At 37.5% G+C, this 15,418-nt stretch carries 13 protein-coding genes; 7 read left to right on the forward strand and 6 right to left on the reverse strand.

What is annotated here, in order from left to right; all coding sequences use genetic code 11:
• The first annotated feature begins 2 nt into the window (after positions 1-2).
• Positions 3-1,184, forward strand: coding sequence for a choline ABC transporter ATP-binding protein (gene choV / locus ACOSVP_RS00885; protein ID WP_487345630.1), 1,182 nt, complete (start codon positions 3-5; stop codon positions 1,182-1,184).
• A 378-nt stretch (positions 1,185-1,562) separates the two neighbouring features.
• On the opposite strand, the gene ACOSVP_RS00890 is transcribed toward choV, so the two are convergent.
• The 5 genes from ACOSVP_RS00890 to ACOSVP_RS00910 form a co-directional block, all read right to left on the reverse strand.
• On the reverse strand, positions 1,563-2,483 hold the full coding sequence (locus ACOSVP_RS00890) for a hypothetical protein (RefSeq protein ID WP_487345631.1): 921 nt from the start codon (positions 2,481-2,483) through the stop codon (positions 1,563-1,565).
• Positions 2,480-4,507, reverse strand: a complete 2,028-nt coding sequence (locus ACOSVP_RS00895; protein WP_487345632.1) for an ORC-CDC6 family AAA ATPase — start codon at positions 4,505-4,507, stop codon at positions 2,480-2,482. Before ACOSVP_RS00895 ends, ACOSVP_RS00890 begins: the two co-directional genes overlap by 4 nt.
• Positions 4,508-4,509: 2 nt before the next feature.
• On the reverse strand, positions 4,510-5,412 hold the full coding sequence (locus tag ACOSVP_RS00900) for a phosphoribosyltransferase-like protein (protein WP_487345633.1): 903 nt from the start codon (positions 5,410-5,412) through the stop codon (positions 4,510-4,512).
• Positions 5,413-5,416: 4 nt separating this feature from the next.
• A complete protein-coding gene (locus tag ACOSVP_RS00905; RefSeq protein WP_487345634.1) occupies positions 5,417-6,583 on the reverse strand; it encodes an N-6 DNA methylase in 1,167 nt (388 codons plus the stop codon).
• Positions 6,584-6,741: 158 nt separating this feature from the next.
• A complete protein-coding gene (locus ACOSVP_RS00910) occupies positions 6,742-7,014 on the reverse strand; it encodes a winged helix-turn-helix domain-containing protein (RefSeq protein ID WP_487345635.1) in 273 nt (90 codons plus the stop codon).
• Positions 7,015-7,542: 528 nt separating this feature from the next.
• On the opposite strand from ACOSVP_RS00910, the gene ACOSVP_RS00915 reads away from it, so the two are divergent.
• From ACOSVP_RS00915 to ACOSVP_RS00940, 6 genes are all read left to right on the forward strand, one after another.
• Complete coding sequence (locus ACOSVP_RS00915; RefSeq protein WP_487345636.1) at positions 7,543-8,367, forward strand: TnsA endonuclease N-terminal domain-containing protein; 825 nt, start codon at positions 7,543-7,545, stop codon at positions 8,365-8,367.
• Positions 8,360-10,339 carry an integrase catalytic domain-containing protein gene (locus ACOSVP_RS00920; RefSeq protein ID WP_487345637.1) on the forward strand — a complete coding sequence of 660 codons (1,980 nt, stop codon included), beginning with the start codon at positions 8,360-8,362 and terminating at the stop codon, positions 10,337-10,339. Before ACOSVP_RS00915 ends, ACOSVP_RS00920 begins: the two co-directional genes overlap by 8 nt.
• A gap of 46 nt (positions 10,340-10,385) precedes the next feature.
• The gene (locus tag ACOSVP_RS00925; RefSeq protein ID WP_487345638.1) at positions 10,386-10,616 is read left to right on the forward strand and encodes a hypothetical protein; all 231 of its coding nucleotides are present in this window, start codon (positions 10,386-10,388) and stop codon (positions 10,614-10,616) included.
• Between the two features lie 11 nt (positions 10,617-10,627).
• The gene (locus tag ACOSVP_RS00930) at positions 10,628-12,079 is read left to right on the forward strand and encodes an ATP-binding protein (RefSeq protein WP_487345639.1); all 1,452 of its coding nucleotides are present in this window, start codon (positions 10,628-10,630) and stop codon (positions 12,077-12,079) included.
• A 104-nt stretch (positions 12,080-12,183) separates the two neighbouring features.
• Positions 12,184-12,963, forward strand: coding sequence for a TniQ family protein (locus ACOSVP_RS00935; RefSeq protein WP_487345640.1), 780 nt, complete (start codon positions 12,184-12,186; stop codon positions 12,961-12,963).
• Position 12,964: 1 nt separating this feature from the next.
• Positions 12,965-14,359: a TnsD family Tn7-like transposition protein gene (locus ACOSVP_RS00940; RefSeq protein ID WP_487345641.1), complete on the forward strand. Its 1,395-nt coding sequence runs from the start codon at positions 12,965-12,967 to the stop codon at positions 14,357-14,359.
• Between the two features lie 368 nt (positions 14,360-14,727).
• Here ACOSVP_RS00940 and ACOSVP_RS00945 read toward each other — a convergent pair whose 3' ends face one another.
• Positions 14,728-15,324, reverse strand: a complete 597-nt coding sequence (locus tag ACOSVP_RS00945; protein WP_487345642.1) for a hypothetical protein — start codon at positions 15,322-15,324, stop codon at positions 14,728-14,730.
• Positions 15,325-15,418 lie beyond the last annotated feature (94 nt).

Consider the following 15,418-nt stretch of genomic DNA (forward strand, 5'->3'; position numbering starts at 1 on the left):
TCATGCCAATGGTTCAAATTGAAAACCTAGACATTGTGTTTGGTAATCAAAAAATGGAATCGCTGCGCCTGCTGGACAAAGGCTTAACCCGCTCTGAAATCTTAGCTCGTACCGGTGATGTGATCGGGGTGCAAAACGCATCGATCAACATTGAAGAAGGTGAAATCTGTGTACTCATGGGGCTATCTGGCTCCGGTAAATCTACCTTACTGCGCGCCATCAATGGTCTGAACAAAATCGCTCGAGGCCGCTGTTTGGTAAAAGACGGTGACCGTATGGTCGACATGGCAAGATGCGATGAAAAAACGCTACGTCATATGCGTACCAATCGTGTTTCCATGGTGTTCCAAAGCTTTGCCTTGATGCCTTGGATGACGGTATTGGAAAACGTTGCCTTTGGCCTAGAAATGCAAGGGGTGCCAAAGAAAGAGCGTGAAGAGCGTGCTAACAAGCAGCTACAAATGGTGGGCTTGTACGACTGGCGCGATAAGAAACCAGACGAGCTGTCCGGTGGTATGCGTCAGCGTGTTGGTCTTGCCCGCGCCTTCGTGATGGACTCTGACATTCTATTAATGGACGAGCCGTTCTCTGCCTTGGATCCGTTGATTCGTGCTCAGTTGCAGGATGAATTGATCGAGCTGCAAAAACGCCTTAAGAAAACCATCATTTTCGTAAGCCACGATTTGGATGAAGCGTTAAAAATTGGCTCTAAGATTGCCATCATGGAGTCGGCACGCATCATCCAAGAAGACGTGCCAGAGCAGATCGTATTGAATCCAGCGACGGAATACGTGGAAAAGTTTGTAGCGCACACTAATCCACTTAACGTTTTGCGTGGTAATGCCTTGATGACACCGCTAACGCAAATGGCGCAACTGGATGGTTTATACCATGTGAGTGAGCATCTTGCCTTAGACATTCAAAATGGCGATTTGAAAGCAGCGACGTCACACGGTCATAACGTTGCCATCAGCAAATGGGAAGAGGGCATGGACATTGAAAACATGCCGGAGAATGCCGTGGTGCTAGCACCAGTGGGTATCTCCATGCGTGATGCGGTGGAAATTCGTTACCAAACGAAAATGCCGATGGTGCTGCAAGAAGAAGGTAAATGTGTTGGCGTGTTAGGTGACCATCAGTTCTACCATGCCTTATTAGGTAAGCACTTTAGCCGTGCCTCCTAAACAGTATGTATTCGTGAAATTAAATCGGAGACAAATGAAATTGCATCGGAGACAGTTTTAGATATAAAACTTTAAATTATTGATTTTAAAGGAAATATTCTGTCTCTGGTTTGGAATTCAGATCGTTGTTGAGTCTATTGATCGCAGCAGGTTTGAATTACATTTTTGGTGAAGTCAAAGCGAGAAATGTCATAGCTGAACGTGGTATACGTGAACCATATTCAGTGAATTCTGTAGGGGAAGGGATATTTCTGAGCTTTGATGGATCCACTCGGTTAGATCGAAAGTTATTAGGAAGCGTGATACTTATAATCTCTAAGATTTGACCAACTTCAGCCCTTAGCATCTATGTGCTAAGGGCTTTTTTATAGACTAAATCTAAGTTTCAATAAAATAGAGATAAATTTTTCCTATACCTTCACTTCGACCTGATTTTTTTTCAGGAAAGTCGTACAGCGCTCCAAATTGAGACTGTGAGTTTATTATCACACGCCTGTTTACTAAAAAAATTGATATTGCAATTGCCGCAGGCTTAGTGCCCATAGGTGCGAATACAATAGGCTTCTCATTATCTTGTTTTTCTAATTGAACTAATAACTCAAATGGGTTCGTAGCAGGAAAAAGCTTTAGCTCAGAATTATTTAAATCTAAATATTTTATATGTTTATAAATAGATCTATTCTCCCAGCCAGGTTTATATGCTGGAAGACCTACATAAGCTTCTATTTGCTCATAGGAGAAACCGTCATCTTGCGACAGAAGTTGTCCAAGTCTACTGCTTTCAAAGCCAAGTGTTGTAACTAATTTAGACTTTTCACTTTGCGAGCTATTTATTGCAAATAATGGAAGATAGGAAAAAGGTTCATGACTTTTGCTTAATATGAACTCTTGTTCTTGTTGGTTGCTATTTTGCTCAGCGTTATTATCTTTATTGTATTCGTAGGGCTCAATGTAAGATATTGTTACTTCGCATTTAGATTTAGACATCGCTATACCAGAAAAAATATAAATTATTTCTGGTAGGTCTAAGGTTGTAGATTCTATTAATACCTTCTTATTATTTAGGTCTTTAAAGAAAACAGGAAGATCCATTAGTTTAATTAATTTTTTATCAATTTCTAAGCAGAATAGATCTTTTATAAATTTAGTCTTTAATCCTTTATTTGATTCATTTTCTATCTTATCTACAATTGTGGTTGTTCTTTGATCGATAGAGGTTCCATAAAAAATGAAATCATATTCACTTATTTTGATATGATTTATGTCTTCTGTTTCTTTTATCTTTTTAATATTAATCATAGTAATTCAATTTGACCATTTTTATTTGAATTGAATTCAGATGTGATTACTTTGAATTCGTCCTCTGCATCCCATTTTTTGGCAAATGAAAATGCAAGACTTTTAAAATCATCGTCTGTTCCATAACAAATGGTTTGTATTGAGTTCATAGTTAAAATAATCTTTCTCTTTTTTCTTGGGCTAATGCCAAAGCAGCAAGATAAAACAGGATTTAAAATATAGTCGACTAATTCAAAATCATTCTCAGATTTTGTTTTAGTGCTTTTTGATTCAAATAAAATTGACCAGACTAGTGCTTCATTAAGTAATTTATTTGAATCTTCATCTAATATCATTTTATCTTTAAGGTTAATGGTGAAATGGTTTACTTCAGGTTCACTTTGTGACTTTCGGCTCTGTGAAATAGAAAAAATGTGCCCAAGTCTTGTTGCAAATCTTTTAAGGTGAATGCCATTAGTTCCAAGCTCTTCAATTTTATCTAATTGTTCTAAACTTGTTATTCTGGTAGCTTTTCCTTGTATTTCAACGGGTATTGGTGAGTTGTCAAGATCAATAAAGCTTTCTGATAGTTCAGCACGTACAAAAGTATTAAAGCAAAGCTCTAAGAAGTGTCTTATGTTTCCTTTGGACATTAATATAAAAGATTTAAATCCAGTGTATAGAGGGCAATATCTATTAGGTAGAGAGTTGTATATATAGAGAATAACTCCATAAAGGTTATTGGATATCCAGTTTTTATATTGCGTTTCATTATCACCAGAGCAATACTTTTTAAACTCTTTTAGGAGTTCTGAAGGAGTTATTGACTTTCTATTTAATAAGGCACCATTTACAATGCTTGCTTCTGGAAAGTCCTTATTAATGAAGTCACTTATTTTTAGATCTGAAATGCTGTGCTTCTTCAATCCCTCAGAGATCAAACCATTCTCTAGTTTTTGCAGTAGAGTTTTGTCGTTTAAAATGTCTATACAGATTTCAGTTAATTTTGATTCAGCAAAGAAATTACTAATGCTTTTCGTTATTCTTGCTTTGTATTTTGAGTCTCTTCTTTTTGGAAGATAATCAGGGTTTGAAAAGTTAGAGAAGATATCCTCATCTTTTTCATCTCTATTAATTGCAATGAGTTTTAAGGCTAATATTTCAGAGGCTAAAACTTCAAATTTATTAGAGTTGTTCTCGTCAAGATATAAGTATTCAAGATCAATGGTTTTGTAATCATTTCGGTTTACAATTTTTTCTTGACTTAATGTCTCGTTGCTTACTTTTGCATTCTTCTTATATGCAATACTGAATATAAGTGTATGGTCACTATGCTTTAATAAGGTGTTGATTATTTTTTGTTGATCGATAGATAGGTTTTCGAATTCGTCAATTAGAATATTGAAGGTTGTATTTTTTGTTTTGCTAATTTCTGATTTTATTTTTGGAATTAGAAGTGATAGTGTGCTTTTTAGATCTAATACAAAAGGAGGGTAGTCTGATATAGGCATATTTATCCAGTTTGAAAGCTGAAATAAGGACGCTCTTATTTGATCACCACATTCAGAAAGCTTTGATTTTTCAATTTTTAATTCTGAAGAAATTTCAGAAGGTATTAGAAAATCTTTGAACGAATTTCTTGTTTCAGTACAGTTTAATTTTGAATCATATATATTACAGAACATTTTGCTGAATTCAGATAGCACGCACAAAGATGCATAAGTATTAAAAGCAGCTCTCCATGATTTCCCTAACCAGTCGTTGGATATTATTCTAGTAAAAGAGGTATCTGGTTTCCAATATAATCCGATACAATCCAGAATATTTTCAGGTAGATATTTTCTGTTCTTACTGAATGTAGTTGCATGGCAATGATACTTTAAGAACATGGTTTTTCCTGAACCTCGCCCGCCAACAATAACAGCACCTTTAGTTAGTTTATGAATATTTACTGTTTCATAATCATGTGGGAGAACATATGACTTCCATAAATCATCAGGAAACTCTTCTGCTCTATTTTTTGAAACTGCCTCTGAAAATTTCATTTTTATCTCCCTGATAGTTTGTTCCAGTAAGGACTGTTATACCAAATAGCTGCAATATTATTATTTGGGACAGAGTCTTTAAAAATATATGTGAAGGCTTGATTATCTTTTCCTAACTTATCTTTGCATCTTATTTGTCTTTCATGGCACATTTTTAAATAAAATTCTTCTATCAATTTTTTGTCTTCTATATCTTTAAATGAACTATTTGATAATGAAAAAATTGACTCTTCTTCTGTAAGTGTTTCTACGGGAAAAATATATATGTTTTTGTAGTTTTCTTTAATTCTTTCAATGGATTCTTTGAATCCTGCAAGAGGGAAATATATGAAAGGGATTCCAAAAGAGTCAATTTTGTTTTTTTTAATAAAACCTTCTAGCTGTTCACCCGTTCCAATGAAGTCATCTAGTATTACTATTGCTTTTATTGACTTATTTTTATTTAACTCTTCTGGAATTTTGTCATATGATATTCCTAAGTCTTTATGAAAGTAGTCACGTTGAACATTTCTATATATAGCTGATCCACTTTTTCCAGGTAGTCCATCTACACCTTCAATAGCCGTAAATCTAAGGAAAGGAAGGCTATGCTTACCTTTCAATAATGTTTCTAACCAATCAGATATAGAAGAGAAAGTGTATAGTCCAAGTTCTTCTAGTATATTGGGTAATTTTATTTGAATAATGTTTGATGAAAAACTTTTTGTAGCTTTATCACCTCTATACATTAGTGATATTAGTATGCCTGAAGCTAAGTATTTTTCTTTATCTGTTTTGAAGTTTCTCAACCAAGAATCTAAATCAGTGAGTGAAATTCCATCAAAATATTGAAGCTTTATTAGTTTCTTTGCAATTCCTACGGATGTTTCAAATCTAATTTCATGGTCTTCAGGGATTTCAATCAAGACTTTACTCCTTTAAAGATATTGAGAATTTATATATATCTGAAATTGTTATATGTCTAGCGCCAACACCTTTAGAAATTGATTTTAGTTGCTGCTTTCCATATTCAGATTTTAATGTTTTAATTATTCGTTCTTGAACTTCTTTTCTTTCTGATCTAATTAATATTATACAATCAGTTATAAAAAACTCTCCAGACTCTACTACACCAAAACTCCCTATGGATCTTGTTCCTACTCTAGATATTAAGATGTCTCCTTTAATAGCCTTAATTTTACTATTTATCTCAATATTGTTTTTTAGTTTGGTTCCCTCTTTATTTAGATCGGAGGTATGTATTAAATTTGAGATATTGCTAAAGTAAGACTTTGGTTTTTTTCCACGGATGATTTGGATATCATTTAGTTCAGAAAGTTTTATTGAGTTTTTAATTTTTTTTGAATTGTAGAATGAATAGTCACCTCTGTTTAAGAATGACTCTTCATCTATTATTAATTGTTCGTTTTTTTGATTTTCAATTTTTACTTTTTTATTTTTTGTACAACTCTTTCTTAAGACTATTAGATGTGTTCTAGCTTCTGTTCCTGAAAATGATTTAGGGTCTATTTCAATTATTTTTATTATTTCAAAAGAAGAGATTATTTCTCTGAAATATCTTGAGCTATTGTTTGTCATTGTACCATCTGGAAGGATGTAGGCAATTACTCCATTTTCTTTTAAAAGAGTTAGACCATATAAGAAGAAGAATATTTCAGCTTCTATTTTTTTTCTTTTGTTTATTACTCCGAATCTTCCAAGTATATCTGAAGTAAGTTTGTTTTTGTTTATTGTTTTGAATGGCGGGTTTCCAACAACAATGTCATAATATTCGTTTTTAATTATAGAGCTGTCTATATCTTTTGTGGTGTCTAATATAAAAGATTTTATTTCTTTTGAATTATCAGTGGCAAAATTTTTAGGATCTATGTCTGCACCAAATAATAATGCGTTTGGGATAGATTTTTTTATGTTTTTTAATAAAGAGCCTTGTCCCATGCATAGATCTATGACTTTTATCAATTCACCCTTTGAATTTAAACTTATATGTGATGCCATAAGGCTACCGAGCTCGTCATTTGTATAAAACTGCTCGTACTCATATCTATAATCTATTTTTTTTATGGGGTCTGTCATTATTTATGATTTTATATTAGCGTATTGTACAAGTATGGCTAAAGCATATAGAAACGCATGATAGTTTAACTTAACATTTAAAGAGTCATCTACTATCAAGATGCTATAGCTACTTCAATCGTAACATTATCTAACCTATTTTAGTTCCTTGGTCGAGACTAATGATTCCATATCTTTCTGTTTCTTATGAAACGATCTTTACTTGAGCCACCTGTCAGGCCTGAACTCAGTAGACGAGTTCGAGCCCAGCCAACACGGTTGTCGATCACTCGCTGCTTTCCGCTAGGTAACAGTTCGCTTTTCTCCTCGTCAGAGAGGCCAAAATGTGACGAAACTTTGCTGATTACTTCGCGTAGCCGAACTGCTTGATCTTGGTTTTGCCCCAAGATTTGAAGAAAAGGGTGCATTATTTCTTGATAACTTGGGATCATTTCTCTCTTCCGTAAGCACTCCAACTCGTAAGAGTTGAAATTTCCCTGTTAAGCTCTGAAACCCTTTGGTATAGCGGTGTTCAGCCGAAGTTCACTCGAATTCAAAATATTATATCTTGAATGTATAACCCCACCACAATCCCTCTGTATTTTTGACTATTTTTTCTGCATTTCTCGTTCGTTTTCGACCTCTCTTTTGCAGAAAGTAGCACGACATTTTCAGTGTATAGAGATTTAATTTTACTAAAAGAGTTTCTATCCACCTGAATTTAAAGTGTTTTCCATTCGTTTTTTAGCCTGGATTTTTGCTCTATATATTTTGTCTAAAACTACTTTAATACCAATGACAAAAAACAACAAAAGTAAGGTGTTTTGTATTTGGGTTATATATTTTATCTAAAATAAAAACCTTATCAATCAATGGGTTAGGTTTAAAAAATCTCCTTGACGATAAAAGTTTATTCGACTAATTCTATAAATACATTTTCGATTTTTACTGACATAAAGGTTCGATTTTAGGGTGTTGTAATGGGGAAACTATTAAAAAAAGTTACACATAAAAGACAAAGAAATTGGTTTGAAAACCACCGTAAAAGTCTTAGACCAGGTTGTACCTATGATCCTTTCTGGCGAACCGAAGATATTCCAAGCTCTGGGGTTAAGGAGAAGCTTCCATACTTTAAAAATGGTAATCGAGTCGTTCACTTACTTTCTCAAAATGAAGTTTGGATGTATTTGCATCTAACGAGACACCCTTTGGTACTCAGTATTCACGAGCAATACGCTATTCCACTAGCATACAGCTTAGTAGTAGCGAAACGGCTAAAAGTGAAGCATCCGGTTTATATAGGAACGCGAACCCCAATTGTTCAAACAATCGACTTTGTGGTGGATATGCTAAACGCAGAAACGGGTGAGGTTTATCAGCTAGCGATAGCTGTGAAGAATGAGGACAAGCAGGAACTACGTATTCGAACTGAAGAAAAATTAGCCATTCAGGAAGCTTACGCTGCTGTTAAGTCAATGCGCTATCAGCTTGTGACCGGCTCTGAAATTCGTACAACTTACAGTTGCTCTTTGGAAATTCTTTATCGCTATCGTGACTTATCTGAGTATCTATTGAACCTAGGCCGAAGCTGGCTTGCGAACTTTTTCGGAGTGCTCTCGGATAACCGTCATGAACGAGTTGCTCACTTAATCGACCTTGCTAGTTCGTCGACGGGATGTGACTCCAAATTAGGCATTTCATTTTTCTACCATGCTCTTTGGCACAAGAGAATACTGATCGATTGGAGTCAGCACCTCAAATTAGAAACCCCCGCTTCTGATTTAGGAGTAATTCCGAATGACTAAAGCCTTTGAAATTGAACATTTCAGTAGTGCTCCACTTTCTGAAAATGAGTTTAAAGAAAGACTAACACTTCGTATTAATTTAGGCCTTTCTACTGGAAAACGTAGATCGAAACTAATTTTAGGAAACGCTAAGTTATTAGGTGATTACCTAATTGTCCATGTTGATATGGAGCGTGATGCAGTTTGGGTTTCAGAGCTAGATACAGCTCCAAAATTACCAATTAAGTTGAGTCATGAAAGTGTTTTGCTGGCTTTGGAAGAGAAAAAGCTTGAAGTGATTCGTGTCGATTTTGATCCCAAAGCACTTCGACCTATGGACGAGCTTACGGAAAGTGAGCAAAAAATGGCGCTTGAGCGCTTTAATGTCATTAGAGACCTTATTGAAGACCCTGATGCATTCTTTGTAAAGAATAAGCCTAGCAAGTTTGTACAACGTATTGCAGAGCATACAGGCAGGTCGCGTAGTTATATCTACAATTGCGTGAATGCATATTTGCATTATGGGCAAAGGATACCCGCTCTTGCGTTGCCTGTAGGGACAAATATTTATTCTGAAACGAAGGGCGAGCGTGAATTTTATGTAAAACAGGGGCGTCCTAATGAAACCGTTGCGGCAGGAAAAGTGCTTGATAAATACGACATCAAAAACTTTAAAGAAGCCCAACGAATTTACGACAGAGCTCCTTATCCGACCTTGATTTCGGTGTTTAAAGATTTATCAAGAAAGCACTATTACGCCGAAAGAACCAAGCTGAGTAAAGTTGAAGCGGCTAGAACAGCTCAAGAGTACCGAGTGAAGCTACTTCCTCTTTCGGAGCGCCCTACGATCTATCAGTTTCGCTATTGGTTGTTAAAGCAATATGACGGTGTTCTTCCTGCTCGGGATAGAAAAAGACACAACAGAAGAGAGTTTAAAAAAGATATTGCAGGAAGAGCTGGTAATGCTTTCACAAACTGTATTGCGTTCGGCCAGATATTTGAAATTGATGAGACGCCGTTTGATGAGGAGCTTGTGTCTGTTTTTGATCCGACTCGACGAACAAAAATAGGCAAGGCAACTTTATATTTTGTGATTGATCGCTTTTCAGGTTACATCGTAGGCGTATATATCACTACGGAAAACCCTTCGTACAAAACCGTCAGGCAAGCGATCTACAACGCTGCAATTGATAAGTATGAATTCATTCGTTCCTTAGGATTGAATCCTGATGTTGTTAAGTGGAACTTTTTTGGTGTTGCTTCTAGCTACTTCGTTGATAACGCTGAGTTCCGTAACAAAAAGTCAGAAGGTGTGGTAGCAGATCTTAATATCTCTATTAAGTTTGCTCGTGGTGGTCGAGGAGATGATAAACCGAACGTTGAGAAGATGTTTGATGTTTTCTCCGAATGGTTTCGCAATCTTAGCGTTGCTCATCAAACCAAGTCTGCTGCGGATATTGCCGCCCAAGTTGCCAGAAAGAACGCTTGCTTAACGATCAACGAATTGTACGTCATTGCAGTGATATACATTCAGTATCACAACAATTTCAAAGAGCGTTCATCATCATTCGATCTATCAATGATTCAAGACGATGTGAAACCTATTCCCGCATATATCTGTGAATGGTCAGAAAAGTATCGCCCAGGTTACATCAAACACTTTGATCCTCAAGAACTGTATCGAAAGTTGTTAGCGCGTGGTGAAGTCTCTGTGCATAGAAAAGGTATTCATATGCTAGGCACTTCGCTTTGGTACAACTGCCAATACATGCTTGAAACTGGTAGGCAACACCGAAAATCACGAAGTCCTGAAGCGGAAGTTTTTTACTGCCGCTACAACGAAAGCTTAGTTGATTGGATTCTTATAGAAACGCCTGATGGGTTACAGCTAGCCCATCTAGATCACAAGTGCAGAGCTTATCGAGGATTAAGTTTTTATGAGGTTATGCAGCAGAAGGCAGCAGAAGGCAGCAGAGAAAAAAACTTCAGCTGAATACAAACACACGCAATTGGAATACGAGGTTGGTGTTATAGAAGCGATGGATAGTATTTTTAAGCAAGCTAAAAGTGAGCGAGAGCATTCATCGGTTCCTAAATTATCAACTATAAAAATGAACCGACGTGCTGAAGAGCTCATAAATCGATTTACAGATACGGTTTTATATTTAGAAGTAGTAAAAGACAGCATCGCCGAGTCAAATCACGAAATTGAGATTATTACTGAAGATGCTGACGAGACTCAAAATGACAGTTTTTATGGTGATCTTTAGAGGGTGGAAGCGTGGTTCAAGCGAAATTTAGAGATATAGATATCCCCGAGTTTGATAAAAATCCACTGATAGCAGCTATGTCTGAGCGTGTAAGCCCTAAACGCTTCAAAGAAATTATGGAGCGAATTATTCCTTGCCCTGAGTTTGATGGTTTAGATGTGAGGGCTCGTGAAATTGGAATTCGAAAGCTACGTAACTCCTATATCTTCACAAGAGCTCATTTAGACTGTTATTTGGGCCTTTATCAAATGGTTGAGTATGGTTATCAGTATCGTAACCCAGTGAAGCCTGAGGTCGTATCTTATAGCTATGATTTAGCAGATCCAGACATACCGGTCTCAGACCTTAAGCAAAGAGAGGATGACAGCTGGAGTGCTAATACAACGGCTGATGCGATGATCGTCACCGGTTACAGTGGCAATGGAAAAAGTAGGCTGATGAAAGGGCTACTGCATTACTTTTTTGACCAGCTAATTGAACATGAAACTGAGGGCTTTCAGGATGCCCAAATTGTGTATCTCTATGTAGATATACCTCATGGTGCTTCCAGAACAGGTTTGATGGCCTCTATTTTAGAGGCCTTAGATAATGCAATGTCTAAAAGCTTCTTTGGCCCGACAAATTATCTCGACTCTGTGCAAACAAAGTCTGGGCGTTACATTACTACTGATGCAATGATGCGAGTGCTTCTTAAGGCGTTAAACCGTCATCATGTTGGCGTGTTAATCATTGATGAGTTTCAAAATATAGGTGTTTTAAGTGATAGCAATCGCCAACAAGTTTTACAATTATTTGATGAGCTATCCAACCGTGTAATGGTGCCTACGCTAAAAATTGGTACGCCAGATTGTTTGTCATTATTTTCCAAGCATTCGCGTCATTTGCGCCGTTTGGGAGTCCCTCTCGAATTACAGCCTTTATCTGACAAAGCTTGGGATAAAGCTATGGAACAGATTTTTTTGTTTCAGCCTCTGAAAAAGCCTATTCCAAAAAGTGATCCTGTTGAACAGCTTTTAAAATCATACAGTGCAGGCGTACCCGCTTATCTATTTGGGCTATGGGAAGCCTGCTTGATAGAAGCGATGCGAACAGGCACAGAAAAGATTACTCAAAATCTGATAAAGAGCGTTTTTAAACAACGTTATCCCCTTTTGCGGTCTGTGATACGAAGTATTGAAAAGGGGAACTATGGTAAGTACCAAGACATTTTCTCTGTACAGCAATACCTTGATTCAGGAAATACGAACGGTGCTTTAAAAATGTTGTCTCGACTTGTTAGTGGCGTAGATGTCAAAGGCGCTGCTGCTCAGGAGCTTCTTGAGGGCATAGAGGGAACAATCGATGTACATGATTTCTCTGCATCTGATTTAAAGAAGCTTGATAAGATTAAGTCTGAACTCGATGCTAAACGAGCAGAGGTATTAGGCCCTCAGACTTTAGAGCATGATGGTGGCAATAAGTAATGCCATTCGTTCATATCTACCCAGATGAGCATCTTTACAGTGCGCTATTACGACATTGGTATTGCTCAGGCTTGATGTTACAGAGACGTCGAAGACGTTATGAATTGAGTGGTGTTCCATTCCACTCGTTCAAAGTAAAAGCGCCTTTGAATGAAGATATTAATCAAGTGATTAAGCGATATCGGTTCGCTGAACTTGATGAGTTACAACTGCGTCTAAAACACACAGGTTTACCCCTACAGCTCTTAGGGGGCGAGTATGATGACCTTTGTGACTTTGTGGAAAATGATAGCGGGTATCACCTTTATGAAGCGCGTATCAACTCGGATCAGAGCTGGCGCTTATGCTTATCTTGCTTTCATGAGGAGCGCAAACGGATAGGTGTTGCTTATTGGCATGCTTCGCATCAGCTTCCGAGTCTGATGTACTGCCCAGTTCATCATGAGAAGCTTCATTCACATGAGTCTTTGAGTATTTTGGAATACCAGCTTCCACATCATGTCATTTCAATTGTTGAGCCCATTTTGGAAAGTCATGATTGGGAGCGTCCATGGCAAGCTTTCATTTCGCAGGTATATCAGAAAATGAAAGCGAATCCACAATGGATCAATGAGGCTTTAGCTGAAATCAAATCATTAACGGCCCATTGGGTAAAGCCTGAGAACTATGGCCGAACACGACATATTCATGACTTAAGACGAGAGATTGAGCGAGATACAGGATTAGACTTCAATCTACTCACAGATCTTACGCCAACGACTGCCCATGATGTGTTCAGGATGTTTTGGGAGCCTGAAAAGCTGTTAGGGCCAAGGACCTCGCCAGCGGCTGTGCTGCTGGGGTTATTTTGGAAACGTCATCAGCTTACTTGCTTGGAAGCTTAAAATGGAAATGGTCGCCCTTGAGTCTTACGAGACAATCTACAGCTGGGTGACCAGAACTCATCGAATGCGAGGGACGATGAACCTCGCGTTCACTTATGAAGCATTATTCGATCATAACAAAGTATTCATTCATCCATATTTACCTAATCGGTTGTACAAGCTGGCCAAGGTGTCCAGCGTGGATGTGAATGAATTACTTAGTTATCACACGCTTTATCCACTCTTTCGATTCTTTCACCCAATAGATAGAAGCCTTAAAACTGCAATGATTGGCAAAGGTGGATCAACGGCTTTGATCGCAAAGATCCCTCTAGCTGGGTTTGCCCTTAAAACTCAGCATAAGTATTGCTCCTTGTGCTTAGCAGAAATGAAGTCTAAAAAAGGGTATTCGACTATAGATATTCGCCATCAAATACCTGGTGTTCAAGCATGCTTCAAACATGGGTGTCGCTTGTCTGGAATTGATATTGGTAGTTCGTTACTGAGTCGGTTGGTCAGTCCTAAGGCTTGTCCAACCGTTGAGTTTTGTTCAGAGAAAACAATAGCATTTGCTCAATTTTGTTCTGATTTCATTGTTTTGAGACAGGTTGGCTCATCATCAACTTACGATAGGGAGAGCTATGTAAACCTACTGGATCGCAGAGGATACGTTACGAAAGGCGGTCGAATCCGTCAAAAAAGACTAAAGGAGTCTTTAACTGCATTTTTAGCTGATTTAGAGCTTGAAAGAGGGGCTAAGAAACTCCTGAAGCTAAAGTTCCTTGGACCACTTTTAAGAGAGCAAACACACAGTCATATGCACCCATTGGCTCATATGCTGTTTGCATTTTGGTTGTTTGAGGGGCAGGCGAAAGGCTTTGATAAAACCGTCTCAGCTATTGAGCAGCTTACGATCTTCCCTGACGCTGAAATTAAAAAGCAAGAAGACGAAGTATTGAAGCTTCTAAAGGATGGGTATTCCTATCGAGCAATTAAAAACACAACAGGCAAGAGTGTTAGCTTCGTAAAACGTATAGCGCAGCAGGCAGGCCTTCAATCAGATTTTGATTCGAGCATGTATAACAATCGTACTCGCTACTGGATCAATATACTTGCTCAGTTAGGCCGCAGTAGAGAAGGGATTGCCAGCCACTTAGAGGTAAATATTGGCATTGTTGATCAGGTTATTTCAAATACTCCAGGTCTAACTTTATGGAGAAAAATGCTCTGGAAACAACAACGTATAGCTGAGTCAGCAAGGGTCGTCAGAAAGGTTGTCATTGCACATCCTGACTGGATCAGAAAACAAATTTCAGATCAGGTATACAAAGACTATGATTACCTGTACCGCCATGATAGAGCGCTGTTTGAAAGTATTGTGCCACCCAAAACTAAAGCCCCTGGCAGGCAATATTAAGTTCAACTCTAACTCTACAGACTCAAATAGCTGGATATTCAAATCAAATGGTGATGTGAATAAGGCGAGTTTTCACATCATTTACCGATACAAGCTACTTATTCTAGCTCACAGCATTGTCTAGTCGGTGCAATCCGTATGACTGGAGTTGTATTTTTTAAAGTGCTTGGAGGTGTAAATTGCACACAGTCACTATAGAGCCGTATGAAACTATGTATAGCTGGGTCACTCGTATTCATAGAAAGCGAGGTGCTATGGACCTCGCCCTAACCAACAGAATGCTTTTCAATCAGGCTTCTGTATACGTTCACCCATATTCAACTTATCAGTTGTATCTGATGAGGGGCTATGGATTGGTGATTCATGAATTACTTCAAATCATTTAACACGTTGAATATACCTTCTCTACTTAAGCCGCTTAAATGCTCGCATGCCAAGCTAACTACATTAATATAATTATATTCTGTATAAGAATATAATCCATGTAAGCCGTGCTTTGTCGGATCATCGAACCCAGGCTCTCGGAAAGTAATATTGTAATGTTGATCAGCTAAAGTCATGGTGGCGTTTGTAACTTCAAATGTTTTAAACTTGTCGACCTTGTCAGAAACAACGATTTGTGGGCCGAAACTTCCAAAAAGCATAGCGCTTCGCTCCCAGTAAATATCGTTCGCTAGATAGTTGTCTTTTGATCCCTGAAGAAACTGAAATTTAATCGAAAATGGGACCCCAAATGATCGATCTTGGTCACTGATTGTTATCTTTAGAACCCCCTCACCAGCTTTAGGCAGGGCTGCTTCATCTCTCTTAAAATCAAGTTGTTTAGCGCCATCTGAGTGTCTAACTATTACAGAATCCTTAACTTTACAAGTATATTTTGATGTCATCTCTGTTGCACTGGCTGTAAACGGAATTGTTGAGCCGATTACGGTTAGTACAGCAAAAGTGAATTTTCTTAAGTTCATTTTATATCTTGTTCCTTTTAGATTTTACTTTGCTAAATATTAACTTAGAGAGGTTAATTTAATGATTGTAGTTTTGTTAACAAGATAGGCATTA

It is taken from the genome of Marinomonas sp. HM11-D (assembly GCF_057626615.1).

Coding starts and splice junctions, on each gene's coding strand:
- choV (WP_487345630.1), top strand. CDS start 3: ATGCCAATGGTTCAAATTGAAAACCTAGACATTGTGTTTGGTAATCAA.
- ACOSVP_RS00890 (WP_487345631.1), bottom strand. CDS start 2,483: ATGATTAATATTAAAAAGATAAAAGAAACAGAAGACATAAATCATATC.
- ACOSVP_RS00895 (WP_487345632.1), bottom strand. CDS start 4,507: ATGAAATTTTCAGAGGCAGTTTCAAAAAATAGAGCAGAAGAGTTTCCT.
- ACOSVP_RS00905 (WP_487345634.1), bottom strand. CDS start 6,583: ATGACAGACCCCATAAAAAAAATAGATTATAGATATGAGTACGAGCAG.
- ACOSVP_RS00910 (WP_487345635.1), bottom strand. CDS start 7,014: ATGATCCCAAGTTATCAAGAAATAATGCACCCTTTTCTTCAAATCTTG.
- ACOSVP_RS00915 (WP_487345636.1), top strand. CDS start 7,543: ATGGGGAAACTATTAAAAAAAGTTACACATAAAAGACAAAGAAATTGG.
- ACOSVP_RS00920 (WP_487345637.1), top strand. CDS start 8,360: ATGACTAAAGCCTTTGAAATTGAACATTTCAGTAGTGCTCCACTTTCT.
- ACOSVP_RS00925 (WP_487345638.1), top strand. CDS start 10,386: ATGGATAGTATTTTTAAGCAAGCTAAAAGTGAGCGAGAGCATTCATCG.
- ACOSVP_RS00940 (WP_487345641.1), top strand. CDS start 12,965: ATGGAAATGGTCGCCCTTGAGTCTTACGAGACAATCTACAGCTGGGTG.
- ACOSVP_RS00945 (WP_487345642.1), bottom strand. CDS start 15,324: ATGAACTTAAGAAAATTCACTTTTGCTGTACTAACCGTAATCGGCTCA.